The sequence below is a fragment of the Ruegeria sp. A5 genome (assembly GCF_056543005.1).
The window spans coordinates 42,637-57,496 of the sequence record NZ_JBQGAV010000008.1; the positions used below are offsets into that span (position 1 = coordinate 42,637).

The 14,860-nt window shown below is 55.6% G+C and carries 17 protein-coding genes; 11 read left to right on the forward strand and 6 right to left on the reverse strand.

Annotation, left to right across the window (positions count from 1 at the left end):
* The first annotated feature begins 132 nt into the window (after positions 1 to 132).
* From ACR0AY_RS16670 to ACR0AY_RS16690, 5 genes are all read left to right on the forward strand, one after another.
* The gene (locus ACR0AY_RS16670; RefSeq protein ID WP_170508945.1) at positions 133 to 1,218 is read left to right on the forward strand and encodes a polyamine ABC transporter substrate-binding protein; all 1,086 of its coding nucleotides are present in this window, start codon (positions 133 to 135) and stop codon (positions 1,216 to 1,218) included.
* A 70-nt stretch (positions 1,219 to 1,288) separates the two neighbouring features.
* Entirely contained in the window at positions 1,289 to 2,416 is a 1,128-nt protein-coding gene (locus ACR0AY_RS16675; RefSeq protein WP_170425908.1) for an ABC transporter ATP-binding protein, read from the forward strand.
* Positions 2,416 to 3,306, forward strand: coding sequence for an ABC transporter permease subunit (locus tag ACR0AY_RS16680; protein WP_170514879.1), 891 nt, complete (start codon positions 2,416 to 2,418; stop codon positions 3,304 to 3,306). Before ACR0AY_RS16675 ends, ACR0AY_RS16680 begins: the two co-directional genes overlap by 1 nt.
* Positions 3,303 to 4,121: an ABC transporter permease gene (locus ACR0AY_RS16685; RefSeq protein ID WP_170398984.1), complete on the forward strand. Its 819-nt coding sequence runs from the start codon at positions 3,303 to 3,305 to the stop codon at positions 4,119 to 4,121. Before ACR0AY_RS16680 ends, ACR0AY_RS16685 begins: the two co-directional genes overlap by 4 nt.
* A complete protein-coding gene (locus ACR0AY_RS16690; protein ID WP_170514876.1) occupies positions 4,118 to 5,419 on the forward strand; it encodes an NAD(P)/FAD-dependent oxidoreductase in 1,302 nt (433 codons plus the stop codon). Before ACR0AY_RS16685 ends, ACR0AY_RS16690 begins: the two co-directional genes overlap by 4 nt.
* Here ACR0AY_RS16690 and ACR0AY_RS16695 read toward each other — a convergent pair.
* The 3 genes from ACR0AY_RS16695 to ACR0AY_RS16705 are packed head-to-tail and all read right to left on the reverse strand — an operon-like array spanning position 5,414 to position 8,234.
* The gene (locus ACR0AY_RS16695; RefSeq protein WP_480454439.1) at positions 5,414 to 6,385 is read right to left on the reverse strand and encodes a phosphotransferase family protein; all 972 of its coding nucleotides are present in this window, start codon (positions 6,383 to 6,385) and stop codon (positions 5,414 to 5,416) included. The genes ACR0AY_RS16690 and ACR0AY_RS16695 overlap by 6 nt on opposite strands.
* Positions 6,336 to 7,001 carry a flagellar hook capping FlgD N-terminal domain-containing protein gene (locus ACR0AY_RS16700; protein WP_170514873.1) on the reverse strand — a complete coding sequence of 222 codons (666 nt, stop codon included), beginning with the start codon at positions 6,999 to 7,001 and terminating at the stop codon, positions 6,336 to 6,338. Before ACR0AY_RS16700 ends, ACR0AY_RS16695 begins: the two co-directional genes overlap by 50 nt.
* 3 nt (positions 7,002 to 7,004) lie before the next feature.
* Positions 7,005 to 8,234: a flagellar hook-length control protein FliK gene (locus ACR0AY_RS16705; RefSeq protein ID WP_170514868.1), complete on the reverse strand. Its 1,230-nt coding sequence runs from the start codon at positions 8,232 to 8,234 to the stop codon at positions 7,005 to 7,007.
* A gap of 115 nt (positions 8,235 to 8,349) precedes the next feature.
* Between ACR0AY_RS16705 and ACR0AY_RS16710 the strand changes: the two genes are divergently transcribed.
* The 6 genes from ACR0AY_RS16710 (at position 8,350) to ACR0AY_RS16735 (ending at position 12,037) form a co-directional block, all read left to right on the forward strand.
* Positions 8,350 to 8,622, forward strand: a complete 273-nt coding sequence (locus ACR0AY_RS16710; RefSeq protein WP_170508935.1) for a rod-binding protein — start codon at positions 8,350 to 8,352, stop codon at positions 8,620 to 8,622.
* A complete protein-coding gene (locus tag ACR0AY_RS16715) occupies positions 8,615 to 8,962 on the forward strand; it encodes a flagellar biosynthesis protein FlgN (RefSeq protein ID WP_170514865.1) in 348 nt (115 codons plus the stop codon). Before ACR0AY_RS16710 ends, ACR0AY_RS16715 begins: the two co-directional genes overlap by 8 nt.
* A gap of 210 nt (positions 8,963 to 9,172) precedes the next feature.
* Entirely contained in the window at positions 9,173 to 10,390 is a 1,218-nt protein-coding gene (locus ACR0AY_RS16720) for a flagellin N-terminal helical domain-containing protein (RefSeq protein WP_170406757.1), read from the forward strand.
* A 77-nt stretch (positions 10,391 to 10,467) separates the two neighbouring features.
* Complete coding sequence (gene flaF, locus ACR0AY_RS16725; protein ID WP_170514863.1) at positions 10,468 to 10,842, forward strand: flagellar biosynthesis regulator FlaF; 375 nt, start codon at positions 10,468 to 10,470, stop codon at positions 10,840 to 10,842.
* The gene (gene flbT / locus ACR0AY_RS16730) at positions 10,842 to 11,243 is read left to right on the forward strand and encodes a flagellar biosynthesis repressor FlbT (RefSeq protein ID WP_170398959.1); all 402 of its coding nucleotides are present in this window, start codon (positions 10,842 to 10,844) and stop codon (positions 11,241 to 11,243) included. The genes flaF and flbT overlap by 1 nt, the downstream gene beginning before the upstream one ends.
* The gene (locus ACR0AY_RS16735) at positions 11,240 to 12,037 is read left to right on the forward strand and encodes a DUF1217 domain-containing protein (RefSeq protein ID WP_170514860.1); all 798 of its coding nucleotides are present in this window, start codon (positions 11,240 to 11,242) and stop codon (positions 12,035 to 12,037) included. The genes flbT and ACR0AY_RS16735 overlap by 4 nt, the downstream gene beginning before the upstream one ends.
* Before the next feature lie 119 nt (positions 12,038 to 12,156).
* Here ACR0AY_RS16735 and ACR0AY_RS16740 read toward each other — a convergent pair whose 3' ends face one another.
* The 3 genes from ACR0AY_RS16740 to ACR0AY_RS16750 all read right to left on the reverse strand — a co-directional run bounded on the left by ACR0AY_RS16740 (position 12,157) and on the right by ACR0AY_RS16750 (position 14,767).
* Positions 12,157 to 13,716 (reverse strand): DUF427 domain-containing protein, encoded by a 1,560-nt coding sequence (locus ACR0AY_RS16740; protein ID WP_170398954.1) that lies wholly within the window; start codon positions 13,714 to 13,716, stop codon positions 12,157 to 12,159.
* A gap of 90 nt (positions 13,717 to 13,806) precedes the next feature.
* Positions 13,807 to 14,508 carry a winged helix-turn-helix domain-containing protein gene (locus tag ACR0AY_RS16745; RefSeq protein ID WP_170398951.1) on the reverse strand — a complete coding sequence of 234 codons (702 nt, stop codon included), beginning with the start codon at positions 14,506 to 14,508 and terminating at the stop codon, positions 13,807 to 13,809.
* Positions 14,480 to 14,767 (reverse strand): hypothetical protein, encoded by a 288-nt coding sequence (locus ACR0AY_RS16750; RefSeq protein WP_170425885.1) that lies wholly within the window; start codon positions 14,765 to 14,767, stop codon positions 14,480 to 14,482. The genes ACR0AY_RS16745 and ACR0AY_RS16750 overlap by 29 nt, the downstream gene beginning before the upstream one ends.
* Positions 14,768 to 14,860: the final 93 nt, after the last annotated feature.

Below are 14,860 nucleotides of genomic sequence, written 5' to 3' on the forward strand. Positions count from 1 at the left end.
CCCCAATCCAAGTGTTTCTGTCTTGCCAGAATCTTCACCTATTCCGACCATAGGTGAAACCGCCATGAAACGCAAAACTTGATCAAATGCAAAAAAAGGTCAAAATGGCCGCACAGTTGCAGGGAGAAAAATATGAAACTGAAAACGCTGGGGATGACAGCGATCGTCGCATTGGGGACTTCGGCCGCGTTTGCTGAAGAAGTGCGCGTCTATAACTGGTCCGACTACATCGACGAAGATCTGCTGAGCAAATTCGAAGAAGAAACAGGGCTAACCCTGATCTACGATGTGTTCGACAGCAACGAGGTTCTGGAAACAAAAATGCTGGCCGGTGGGTCAGGCTATGATGTGGTTGTGCCTTCAGGCACGTTCCTACAACGCCAGATCCAGGCCGGCGCATTCCAGGAACTGGATGCCGCCAAGCTGTCGAATGCAGGCAACCTATGGGATGTGATCCAGGAACGAACTGCAGGGTATGACCCCAACAACGCCTACTCGATCAACTATATGTGGGGCACGACAGGTATCGGGTTGAATGTCGGCAAGGTCAAAGAAGTGCTGGGCGACGATGTTGCGCTTAACAGCATGGATCTGGTGCTCAAGCCCGAGAACATGGAAAAGCTGGCCTCGTGTGGGGTGCATTTCCTCGACGCACCGTCTGAGATCATTCCGATGGTGCTGCAGTATATCGGCGAAGACCCTGACAGCCACGACACGGATGTAATTGGGAAAACCGAAGAAATTCTGACCAGTGTGCGCCCGTATGTTCAGAAATTCCATAGTTCGGAATACATCAATGCGCTCGCCAATGGTGATATCTGCGTTGCTGTCGGCTGGTCGGGCGACATCTTGCAGGCACGCGACCGTGCGGCGGAAGCGGATAACGGCGTGGACATTGAATACCATCCCTTTGCGGAAGGCTCGCTGATGTGGTTTGACCAGATGGCTATTCCGGTCGACGCACCAAACCCCGAAGGCGCGCACCAGTTCCTGAACTTTATCCTGGATGCCAACAACATGGCTGCGGCGTCGAACTATGTGTACTACGCCAACGGCAACAAGGCCTCGCAGGAGTTTCTTGAAGAGGACGTGATCGGTGATCCGGCGATCTATCCGGATGATGCGACCATGCAGAACCTCTACATCACCACACCTTATCCGGCAAAGACCCAGCGGGTGGTGACACGTCTCTGGACCAAAGTGAAATCAGGCACCTGATCTGATCATAGCGCAAGGCGGGCCCACTGCCTTGCGCCATTTTTATCCTGACCGATAAACGGGGGCCGCCTTGAATTCTGAAGTCTTTGCGCCGTGGGATGACCCGCAGGCGAAACCCTTGATCCAGTTCCAGAACGTCACCAAGCGTTTTGGCGCATTCACCGCAATCGACAATCTTTCTTTGGATATCTACGAGCGTGAGTTCTTTGCGCTGCTCGGCCCGTCGGGCTGCGGCAAGACCACGATGATGCGGATGCTGGCCGGATTCGAAACCCCTACCGATGGTCACATCCTTCTGGGTGGACAGGATATCGACCCGATCCCGCCCAACAAACGGGCGGTAAACATGATGTTTCAGTCGTATGCGCTGTTTCCTCATCTCAGCATCTGGGACAACATCGCCTTTGGCCTGCGCCGGGACAACATGCCCAAACGCGATCTGGAAGAGCGGGTCGATGAGATGCTGCGCCTAACCCGGCTGGAACAGTTCGCACGCCGCAAGCCGCACCAGATCTCGGGTGGTCAACGCCAACGCGTTGCGCTGGCCCGGTCATTGGCCAAAGCACCAAAACTGCTATTGCTCGACGAACCTTTGGGCGCTTTGGATAAGAAACTCCGTCAGGATACTCAGTTCGAGTTGATGGACATTCAGGAAAAAACCGGCACGACCTTTGTCATCGTGACGCACGATCAAGAAGAGGCGATGACCGTTGCCAGCCGAGTGGCCGTGATGGATCAGGGCAAACTGATGCAAGTGGCAACTCCAGATCGCATCTATGAGACGCCAAACTCGGTTTATGTTGCTGATTTCATTGGGGATGTGAATATCATTGAGGGACGCGCTACCGCAGCAGGCGACGAAAGCTATCAGATCGAGTGGGCAGAAGGGCAACCCCCGTTAGCGGCGTCTTCCGCGACCCAACTTTCCAATGGTCAGAGCTGTCATCTGGCGATCCGGCCTGAAAAGGTCGCGATCTCTGCCGAGCGCCCGGTCGATGCGATCAACGCCATTCAAGGCAAGGTGCATGACATCGCCTATCTGGGCAACTTGTCGACCTATCATGTCGAACTGCCAAACGGCACGATCATCAAGGCGCAAACAGCGAATACCCGCCGCATCTCGCGCCGCTCATTCACCTGGGAAGACCCGGTTTGGCTGTCCTGGACAGCGACTGCCGCAGTTCTGCTGGAAAACTGATGCGCCGCGCTGTTCTTATCGCTGTCCCGTATGTCTGGTTGCTGGCACTGTTCTTGGTGCCGTTCTTTATCGTCCTAAAGATATCGCTTTCAGACACCGCACTTGCCATTCCGCCCTACACTCCGACGCTGGACCTGGCCGCAGGTTGGGCGGGTATCAGGGATTTCTTCAGCCAGCTTGATCTGGAAAACTTTGTCTGGCTGACTGAAGATGATCTTTATTGGAAGGCCTATCTGTCCAGCGTAAAGATCGCGCTGATCTCAACGGTGTTGACGCTGATTGTCGGGTATCCGATCGCATATGCGATGGCGCGCGCACCTGAAGAGTGGCGACCTACATTCATGATGCTGGTCATCCTGCCGTTCTGGACTTCGTTTCTGATCCGGGTCTACGCATGGATGGGTATCCTCAGCAACGAAGGCTATCTGAACCAATTGTTGCTGTGGACGGGCATCATCTCGACCCCGTTGACCATTCTGAACACGAATACCGCAGTTTATATCGGTATCGTTTATACCTACCTACCTTTTATGATCCTGCCGATTTATTCGTCGCTTGAACGGATGGACGGGTCGCTGATCGAAGCCGCCGAAGACCTTGGGTGTTCGCGACTGCAGGCATTCTGGTTGATCACAATCCCCTTGTCGCGCCCCGGTATTATCGCGGGCTGCTTCCTCGTGATGATTCCGGTGATTGGGGAATTCGTAATCCCCTCGCTACTGGGCGGATCGGGGACCTTGATGATCGGTAAGGTGCTGTGGGAAGAGTTCTTCTCGAACCGCGATTGGCCCGTCGCCAGCGCGGTGGCCGTGGTTCTGTTGCTCATCCTCGTGATCCCGATTGTGCTGTTCCAGCGCAACCAGCAAAAGCAGACGGAGGCAGAACAATGAACAGGCTGAGCTGGTTCAACACTGTCTCACTGACGCTGGGATTTGCCTTTCTGTATATCCCGATGATCATCCTGATCATCTTCAGCTTCAACGAAAGCAAGCTAGTCACTGTTTGGGCCGGTTTTTCGACCAAATGGTACGGCGAGTTGATGCAGAACGAAGCCTTTCTTGATGCAGCCTGGGTCACGCTGCGTGTGGCTGTGTTCTCGTCAACGTTGGCCACGATTCTGGGCACCGCAGCAGCTTACGTTCTGGTGCGCGGCGGACGGTTCTTTGGGCGCACGCTGTTTTCCGGGATGATCTATGCCCCGCTCGTGATGCCCGAAGTGATCACGGGTCTGTCGCTGCTGTTGTTGTTCATTGGCATCGGATTGGACCGGGGGATCTTGACCATCGTTCTGGCGCACACGACGTTTTCGATGTGTTTTGTCTCGGTCGTCGTATCCTCGCGTCTTGTGACCTTTGATCGGTCGTTGGAAGAGGCGGCGCTGGACCTGGGCTGCTCTCCGGCGCAGGCGTTTCGTCTGGTCACACTGCCAATCATCGCGCCTGCAGTGATTTCGGGATGGCTGCTGGCTTTCACCCTATCGCTGGATGACCTTGTGATTGCCTCGTTTACATCTGGACCTTCTGCCACCACGTTGCCGATCAAGATTTTCTCGGCTGTGCGTCTGGGGGTCAGTCCAGAGATCAACGCGCTGTCGACGTTAATGATCGCGGTTGTCACGGTGGGCGTTATTACCGCGTCCCTGGTGACCAAGCGGGCGATGGTTCGGCAGAAACAGGATGAGTTGGCCGCGGCAAGCGCTGAATGAGGCGTATATTTCCTGATTATGCCTACGGCCCCGCGCCACGCGCGGGGTGTTGGTGGGATGAGACGATCGCGACCCCTGCTTGGCCAAAGCTCGAAGACGATATCAGCGTTGACGTCGCCGTCATCGGGGGCGGGTTTACCGGCTTGTCCGCCGCATTGCATCTGTCCGAGGCAGGGGTTTCGGTCGCTGTGTTCGAGGCGGAAACACCGGGCTGGGGGGCGTCCGGTCGAAACGGGGGCTTTTGTTGTCTGGGCGGGTCAAAGCTCAGCAAGGCTGGTCTGACCCGTCGCTATGGTCAGGTGGCAACGCAGGCCTATTACCAAGCGGAAGAAGACGCCGTTTCACTGGTTGCTGACCTTCTGCGTGATAACCAAATCGACGCCGAAACGCATTCCAATGGTGAAACTCAACTGGCCCATTCACGGCGCGCGATGGAACGATTGCGCCGGTCGGCCGATCCGGCCGGACAATTGCACGAAATCGGCGAACTGAGGAGCCTTGGGTTGGGCGGTGCGTTTTTCGGCGGCTATACAACTCCGATTGGTTTTGCCCTGAACCCCCGAAAGTATCTGTTCGGCTTGGCAGGCGCTGCCCAGGCAAAGGGCGCAACTCTGTTCCAGAACAGCCCGATCACGCAGATCAAACAGGCCACCTCGGGATTCGTGCTGACCTCGCCTGCGGGTCACGTTCGTGCTTCGAACGTTCTGGTGTGCACAAATGGCTACTCAAGCGAGGATCTGCCGCCCTGGTTGGCCGCGCGTTATATGCCTGCACAGTCAACGGTTCTTGTGACGCGGCCTCTGACTGATGTCGAGCTGCAGGCGCAAGGCTGGACGTCGGATCAGATGGCCTATGACACGCGTAATTTGCTGCACTATTTCCGATTGATGCCCAATCGACGATTTCTGTTTGGGACACGAGGGGGGCTGCTTTCATCCCCTGGGGCTGAGGCGCGCATTCGGCAAAAGGCCTTCGGGGATTTCAGGCGGATGTTCCCCGCCTGGGACACGGTCGATGTCACACATAAGTGGTCCGGCATGGTTTGCCTTGCCCGGAACCTTGTGCCCTTTGTGGGCCCGGTTCCTGAGCATCCGGGGATGTATGCAGGGTTTGCTTACCACGGCAATGGTGTGGCGATGGGAACCTATTGTGGACGTGCTTTGGCGCGACTGGTGCTGGGGCAATCCGCAGACATTCCGTCCCCTATTGCGGGTGCGCCGGGGCGGTTTCCCTTTGGCCGTTGGCGTCGCGCTGTCATGCCGCCAGCCTATGCGTATCTGGGTCTGGCGGACCTATAAGGCCTCAACTTCCAACTCATACCCAATGGCATAATCAGCCGCACCGTTTTCGGCCCGCCAAAGACAATAAGCGGCCATGCGCCAGGCAAACCAAGGCCTCAATGACAGATAGCGTTCGGTGATATCGGGTTGGTCGTAGGCCTTAAGAAACAGCGTCTCTTCGGCCTCGGACAAGGGCGCGCCTCGATAGAGTTGCTGCATCGCAGGTGAAAGGAATATCGCCAAGTCTTCACATGGGTCACCGAAGGCCGGGCATTGCCAATCGATCAGCGTCAGCCCATTTTTCGATTGCAGGATGTTTCCCGCGACCGGATCGCCATGGATCAAGCACCGCGCGGATAATGGCGGTACTTGGGCCTGAGGTTTTTTTGCAAGCAACGATCGCCGCTCTTCCGCGTGGCAATCAGCCAGAATTTGACACGCGTGCTGTTCCAGATCTTCGCTGCCATTGCAGCCGTTAGGGAGGTCCAGATTGACCGGAATTTGGTGCAACCTTCCAAGCAGATGGGCCACGCCCGAAACATCGTCCTGCCAAGGGACGCCCGGAGCGTGGTCATAGTAGACCCAGCTGTCGTCTCCAAAGGAACCCGTGGCACGTAAATTGGGCACGAAGCCAAAGCTGTTGAGCGTGCGCAGACATTCTGACTCAAGCCGGGCATCGTTGCGAAACAAGGGGTTCTGAAACCGCGCACTGTATAGCTTAAGCACGGCATCACTATTGCCGGACAAAACCTTCCAGACATGATTGGTCCGCCCACCGTACAACACCTCGAAGGTCACGTCGTGGCGGATCAAACCTTGGGTGCTGAGCTGGGCAACAAGGCCCGGGGGAGGTTGGTGATGATCAGACAGGAGAGATACCGGGTTAGGGGGCGAGTCGCGATGCGCCAAGCTTTGGCCCGCCTTGCCTTCCAGATCAAGCGCCCGTGCGGATTTGCGTGACCATTTCGGCGGACACCTCTGCACCGCTCTCCAGTTTCAGGATGATGCCACCTTCGCTGACCTGTGCCTCTACCACCCGACCGAAGGCAGATGCGGGCGTGCTGGTTAGTAACTCACCTCTTTTGAAGCTCTCCAATGTGGCTGAGTAACTGCCAGCGGGAAAGGGATCACCGGCACTGCTGACCCCGGCCCACTCGAATTCGGCCTTATCAGTAGGCACAGGGATGCGATCGACAATGGTGCCCTGGTCGTTGCGGATGACCAACTCGGCCCGGTCGGCAGTGGGTTCGGCCTGAGCAAAAATCGGAACAGGCTGATCTACAATGCGAAACGGTGCATCGGTTTTGACATTCATCCCAACCCACCCGGTGAGCTGATTAAGGTCGACTGCCCCCATTGTCAGCGTGAGACCAGACAGAAGCTCATTGGCTTTGACTTGTTGTTCGACCATCGAGAACTGCGCCAGCTGAGAGGCATATTCGGAGGAATCCAGAGGTTCAAGCGGATCCTGATTGCGCGCCTGCACGGTCAGCATGCGCAGAAAGGTCTCAAAATCTGACGTCAGTGCCGAGCGTTCCGAATTGTTGTTTGCGCCGGGACTTGCACCCGTTGCGGTCACTGAATTGGTCGCTGAAATCATTAGTTAAAGCCTCATATCAAGGCCCCGTTCAGGGCCAGCCGGGAGTGGGGGCGCCTTATGGTCCGCGTCGCGAACCATTTCGACCGTTTCTGAGGAAGGGTCAGGCTCTGATGGATCACCATGCTGGGACGAGTCCCCGGACATGCTAAGATCAAGCGACAGATCCCCATAACCCAGCTTTTCGAACTCAGCCGACAGGATCGCAATGTGTCGCCGCATCAGGTCCAGTGTTTCGGGCCGTTCGGCCGCGATCGATAGATGAAACCCGTCTTCTCGACCGTTGAGCGTGATTGATACGCGCCCAAGCTCTTCGGGGTTCAGGGCTATTTCAACGCCACCGGTATTTGGTCGGGTCGAAATCGAAGCGGCCAGTTGCCCCGCAATCGTGCGTGCCGTTTCCGCGCGGGCTGCAGCGACGGGCATCGCTTGCGTCGTGTCGCGTATCGTGTGGCCCACCGCTGTGTCTTTGACAGCAAAAAAGTCATCAACTTCCTCGCTGATCGCCGTTTCAGCAATAGCATCGCCCGGAGCCCGGTCGAGATTCCAAGCTGTTGCCTGCGGTTTCAAGGCGGCAGAAATGACAGTTTGCTGGGTTATTCGAGCCTCTACAGGCTCAAATACGCGTGCGACGAGTGGCACCTCTGGTTCGGGGCTTGGCGGTTCCAGTTTCGAAAAAGTATCCCCCACAAAGCTAGCATTTAGCGCGTGTGAGGCCGGCATTTGGTGTAGATATCCATTTCCGCTAACATCATGGATCGGAACTTGGGTTGGCGCTCGAAGCACGTTTGCGTCAGGCCTTGGGGCAGCCGCTTCGGGCGAGCCTGCATTTTGTCTTAGCGTTGAGTTTTCAGAGGCCAACTGCGAAATTTGCTGTACCGGGCTGGGCGGAGCGGCAACATGGTTCGTCTCACCGACGGCAAAATCCGAGTGGTGTTTCGGCGCATTTGCGACCTCTTGCGCCGCCACCTGCAGTTGGGCGGGCTCTAGTTCGTCGGTTTTGATTGTCTCAGTTGAATCTGCCGTAGAAACAGATGGAATTTCTGATTGTTCGGGTGGCAGGTTTGAATCAGCCACAAACGGATCAACATCCTTCAACTCGATTTGTTCGACATCCTCATTAAGCACTTCCTCAAAGGCAAACCCACCTTTGGTATCACGCTCTTTACCTTGAGATGCCCCCGGTTTGTCACCCGTGGCAGATGCAGGCGACATGATCGTCAGCGGGTTGGTCATTTTTCGCTCCGGGGTTTCTTTGATCTGGCCGGCACTGTGCCCACAGGAAGTTACGTTTATTTTAACCGCTTTCCCCTTTGATCGAGAAAGTTCATAGCAATTTTCGGAGAATCCGATGACGATTACATCTACCAGTGCGACCATGCATTCCGCCCAGATTCCACAGAAAATGAAAGCCGCCTCTGTTGAGCTGGAAGCCGCTTTTCTGGCTGAAATGCTCAAGTCTGCAGGCCTCGGCCAAACACGAAGTTCTTTTGGCGGTGGCGCAGGCGAAGATCAGTTTGCTTCGTTTCTGGTGCAACAGCAGGCACAGCAAATGGCAAAGGCAGGTGGAATCGGCCTTTCCGAAATATTGTTCAATGCAATGATGGAGAAGTCCGATGGATAAAGATCCGATTCAGGCACTGGAAGTCCTTTTGGATCTGGAGCGCACAGCCCTGGTCCAGGGGGATTTGACCGATCTGGATCGATTGGTGCCTAAAAAAGAGAATCTGATCGATGCAATAAATGATCTGCAGGTGTTGGAAAGCGATGATCTGATCCGGATTCAGAAGAAGGTCGTGCGCAATCAAGCCCTTTTGAACAGTGCGGCCGAGGGTATTCGGGCTGTGGCGGACCGAATGGCGGAACTGAAACAGGTCCGGCAGGAGTTCAGTACTTATGACGCCTCGGGGCAGCGTAGTGGGTTTGCCTTGCGATCGCGGGCAAAGCTGGAAAAACGGGCATAGCATCAGGTTTGATTCAAATCCGAGATTTCGGATTTGCCCGTCTTAGCACTCCGTTAGGAGATCGGGGGCAAATGTGGCGATGCACCTGAAACAACGGGTGGCGCGAAGGCCACAAGGCACGACGCACAGGTCAGAACGACAGAATGCCTGCCGGTTTGGTGGGTCCAACATGGGCGTCAAACGCGCCCGAACGCTAAGAGGATGACAAATATGTCAAGCATTCTGACGAACAATGGCGCAATGGTTGCGCTGCAAACTCTCAAATCGGTCAACAAGAACCTCGCGCAGACGCAAAACGCGATCTCGACCGGCAAGGATGTGGCTACAGCCAAGGATAACTCGGCTGTCTGGGCCATCTCAAAGGTGATGGAATCAGACGTCAACGGCTTCAATGCGATCAAGGACAGCCTGGCCTTGGGTGAATCCACTGTCGCAGTTGCTCGAAACGCCTCAGAAACTGTGACGGATCTGCTGAACCAGATGAAAGGCAAGATCGTTGCGGCGCAGGAAGACAACGTTGATCGTGCTAAGATCAACACCGATGTGGCCGCGCTTAGGGATCAGATCGAATCGGTTGTCGGCGCTGCCCAGTTCAATGGCCTCAATCTGGTGAACGGTGGGGCTGGCGCAAGCATTCTGTCCTCTTTGGATCGAGACAATGCAGGCAACGTGACAGCGTCTTCCATTAGTGTATCGGCGCAAAACCTGTCGACAGGTGGTTACACTGCTGCCGACGTGTTCACTGGAACTGACGGGGTCACTGCGGATACGGCCGACGCATTCGGATTTTCGTTGGATGGAAACGGCGGAAGCGATGATGATGGAAGCATCGTGATCGCTGATCCGGGCACATTGTCCGCTGGTGATACTTTCACGGTCCGACTGGGCGACGATGTCGCGTCTTATACAGTCCGGGCTGAGGATATCGCCGCAGGCAACGCGCCCGAAGAGATCATCGCTGCGGGGCTGAAAGCTGCCATCGAAGCTTCGGATGCCAATGTTTCGGTCGTCTATGATCCGGGCACGAACGCTGCACAGCTCGATATCACCAACGAAGGTTCAGATTCGCTGCAGATCAGCGGTCAATATGCCAACGCCAACTCTGGCGGTCTAGGCGCTCTGGCCTCGATTGATGTGTCGACTTCTGCCGGCGCATCCGCAGCGCTTGGCGCGATCGAAGGCCTAATCGATACTGCGATTGATGCTTCGGCGGCTTTTGGTTCGGCGCAGGGTCGGATCGAGACCCAGAAAGAGTTCATCTCGAACCTGTCTGACTCGTTCAAATCCGGTATCGGCTCGTTGGTTGACGCTGACATGGAAGAAACCTCGGCGCGACTGCAAGCGTTGCAGGTCCAGCAACAGCTGGCAACCCAATCGCTATCGATCGCGAACCAGGCGCCACAGTCCATCCTGTCGCTGTTCCGCTAACTTTGGAACTGATCCGGGGCACGCACGCCGTGCCCCGGACTTAATCGCCCGCTGAAGGACAATTGGAAGGATTTCAAGTGACACCGCAAACGCTTGCTCACCGCGCTTATGCGCAATCTGCTGCACCGACGCGAACACCTCGGGATACAGAGTATGAGGCGATTTCCAGGATTACACATCGGTTGAAGGCTGCTTCCACACGGAAAGCGGCTGATTTCGGAGGGTTCGTTCAAGCCTTGCACGAAAATCGCCGGCTGTGGAATGTGCTGGCAACCGATGTGGCGGATGCGGATAACGGGCTGCCGAGCAATCTGCGGGCGCGGATTTTCTATTTGGCTGAGTTTACCGAACAACACAGCAGCCAGGTGCTGGCGAACAAGGCGACCGTTGAGCCGCTGCTTGAGATCAACATGGCCGTGTTGCGCGGGCTACGTCAAATGAGGGGCAACTGATGGGGGGTCTGGTCCTGAAACTTGCCCCAAAGGAACGGGTTCTGATCAATGGTGTTGTAATCGAAAACGGGGATCGACGTAGTCGGTTTTCGATCATGACACCTCAGGCAAATGTCCTGCGCCTGCGCGATGCCATTCACCCGGAAGAGGTCAACACGCCGGTACGCCGTGTCTGCTATGCCGCGCAGTTGGTTCTGTCAGGCGATACCGAACCTGAGCAGGCGCGCCAGCAACTTCTGCGGCGCGTGGAAGAGCTGAGCCAGGTTTTCACGGATGCCGACAGTCGCCGGGTCCTGGCCAATGCAACTGAAGCATTGGTGGCAGAGCAATACTATAAGTGTTTAAAGGCCTTGCGTTCACTGTTGCCGCGCGAAGAACGTCTGATGGCGTATCAGCAGTGACCTTCCAGCCGGTCATACCTTCAGGTGGTCTGGTTGGCTGGCGCTTTTTGCAGCGTACCTATGATGCGCAGCTTCAAAGCTATTCTGCCTCGGGGATCAATGAACGGGACGCAAGGTATTTTCTAGACAATATCGGCAAGGTCCAAACGGCCGAGGATCTGGTTTCGGACCGACGGTTGTTGCAGGTGGCTTTGGGTGCGTTTGGCTTGGAAGGTGATCTCGACAATCGGTATTTTGTCCAAAAAATCTTGTCCGATGGAACGCAGGCTGACGATGCGCTTGCGAACAGGCTGGCCGACGGCAGGTACCGTGATTTTGCCAATGCCTTTGGACTTGGTCCCGGCGATGTGCGCAAGACCGGATTGGTGGACGCCATGGAAAAGATCGCTGACGACAACTTGATTGCGCGATTTGAAATCTCGGTTGGTGAAGCAGATGAATCGATGCGTATCGCGTTGTACACCCAGCATGCTTTGCGCGATCTGGCTGGCCAGGGTGGCAGTGAGGACAGAAGGTGGTTTGATCTGATGGGGCTGCCTCCCTTGCGCCGCATGATGGAAACGGCATTGGGGCTGCCTTCAGCATTTGCGCAACTGGATATCGACAAGCAGCTTGAGGTGTTCAAAGATCGATTGCAGCGCGTTACAGGGTCATCCGATTTGGCGCAGTTCACTGAAGGTGAGGCAATCGACAAACTGACCGACACGTATCTGGCCCGCAATCAGATCAATCAAATCCAACAGACGATCTCACCTGCGCAGACGGCTCTGATCCTGCTGGGCGGTGGTTTTTGAACCATTGATGTCAACCAGACACGGTGTGTACGGTTTCTCGCGCAAGGCCATAGGTTGACCGATCCGAGATAGTGAGTGGCACAATTTGAGGTTCAACTCTTGCGAAGTAAACTGTCAAATCAGGCATCGGCTGAGGTTTGCAGGGCAAATGATTTGATCGGTTGCGAGACGTTGTGCAGCTTGATCGCCCCTAAAGGGATCGCCTGTTTGCAAACAGGTTCGATATCTTGCGAGACAACAATTCTATGTCCGACGGTTTTGCCATATTCGCCCAATCTGGCAGCGACATTGGCGGCCTGACCGATCACGGTAAAGTCCAACCGTTCGCGTGAGCCCACATTGCCATAGGTGACGCGGCCATAGGCGACACCAATCGAGCAGTCGAAATCATGATCACTTCCGTCACTGCGCAATTCACCCAGTTTTTCGACGATCTCTGTTGCCGAAAGCTGCGCGCTGGATCGGGCTTTGGCGGCATCGTCACCCGCCGGGAAGACGGCAAGAACAGCGTCGCCGATGAACTTCAGAACTTCTCCGTCATGGTCGTGCACGATCCCTGAAACTGTCTCAAAAAACGCATTCAGTAGCTCGATATAGTCATCACGCCCCAGTTTTTCTTCCAATGCGGTTGAATTTCGAAGATCGCAAAACATGATCGCCGCATCTATGTCATCGCCATCACCGCGGCGAATCTCGCCCCCCAGAACGCGCGCACCGCTGCGCTTGCCTACATAGGTTTCCAGCAGAACCTGCGCGTTTTCGCGCTGCATGAAGACCTCGTAGAACCGCGCGATGACAGTAGAGCATTCAAAAACCAGACCCAGATTCTCAGTCGTGAACCCATCGGGATGATCGCAAGTCAGGGTCAGGACATTCGTCCGCCCATCCGAGAAAGGCAGTGGCATGGCAACGTAATCGGTGGCCCCTTTTGCGCGCAGGTCTTCGATGATCGGAAAGCTGTTATGCGGATTGTCGTTGTTCAGGCGCTGGCGGACACCACCCAACCCGTTTGAAACGTGACGCAGAGGGCTATTGGTAAAGGCAGGGTGATCATGAATTTCATAGGTCGGAGTGTGGGTCGAAATCTCAGCCGAGTCTTTCTCCCAGATATAGTGTTTGCCTGCGATCAGCGGATGCAGCGACCAGACCAGAATGCTTAGGCGTTGAATAGCGATGCCATGTTCCAGCATTTTTTCGGCCAGCGTTTTTGTAAAGGCATCAGGAGTGTTAATTTCGGACGCACCGCGCATCAGCCAATCGATCAGGGGGCCGCTGATATTGCCATCGTCGGGTTGACGCAGTTGGTTGTCGCCGAGGTCGATCCGCGTCGCGGTATCCGGCATGAATCCAATATGGCCCTGAATGGCCGCGCTTTCAGGGAAGGCGTCTTCATAAGCCCAAATCGAGTTCGTAAGGCGCTCTTCCGGTAGGCTAATGTCGTGATAGGTTGCGGTACCCTTGAAGGGGCAGAACGTCTGCAATTCGGTCTCAGGGCTGAGTTCGACGCACAGGTCTTCGCGCGGAACATAGATCGCGGGAGGTAGCCGCGTTTCGTACATCACTTTGGCGTTGTGGCTTTCGGCCAGCAGTATATCACCACGGTAGATCGCGATCCGTCCCTGCAGCGGCTCAACTGATATCCCATAGCCTTTGACATTCGGTGTGGCATGGACGTTCATCTGCAACCTCCCTTGGCCAAGCCCTTATATCATGGGTCTTGAGGGCGAGAATTCCAAGATGCGCACGTAGATTTTACCGCAATGGCATCCTCAGACCATTTGAATAACGTCTTTCTCAATCGACAGCATATAGCCCTTCTTGGCGATGTTCTTCACCAGCAGCTCACTGACCATCTGATTTCCCAAGGCGTCGCGCAGGCGTTTGATCCGGGTTGCCCCGGCGGCCTCATCGCAATCTGCAGCGTTTCTGCCCGAGATCATCGCTTCGATCTGGGCACCCGACAGGACCTCGTCATCCAGCCGGGATTCAGCCAGAACCGAAAGCGTTTCCATCGCGGCGGGGGTCAACTTAAAATCCATGTTGTTGAGATAAACGGTATTCTCTTCACGGCTGATCAGCAGGGATGTTACCTGGATCCCCGTCCGTTCAATCTGGGCCATGCGGCGGTTCAGCAGAACCAGCATGACCAGAAAAACAAGCGCGGTGATCAGCATGGCGCTGGCAAAGACCAACAGCACGAAGATGACCATTCGATAGCTGGATAGCGTATCGGCAAAGGCGGTGCCCGATTGCGCCAGAATCTCGAGCAGACGGATTTCCGATTGCGAGGTCAGGTCAGCCTCGACAAACAGCCGTTCAACCCGCGCGTTGAAGGCATTTGCGTCCGGTAGCGTCCAGAACAGGAAAACCGCTGCAGTCACCAGGATCGCGACGATTGCCGCAATCCCCAGACCAACCAGCCGAACCCCCGAACGACGCGCCTCAGTAACGGAGATAGTATTTTCCGGCATTGGCCTTCCTTTGATCCAATCCACCCGCCTCGAAAACGGTCATCACGTTCAGCAGGGTCCAGCCGTTTGATTTCAGCCGCTTGGCGACTTCTTTCCGGGCCGAGCCTTTATCGCAGTTTGAGACCTGCATGACGCCATAGTGCAGGCGTAAGGGATTGTCCTGCTTGGCCTTGTAGTCGGCATAGCAATCTGCCGCGATGGCTTGCGACCCAACCGATATCAGGGCCGTCAGAGCCAGAGAAGAGAGGATCTGTTTCATGGGCTGCATCCTGCGCATGGGTTGGGTGGATATTCAATAACCTCAGGGGGTTTGTGGTGCTGATATTGAATAACAGTATGCCGTTATTGCTTG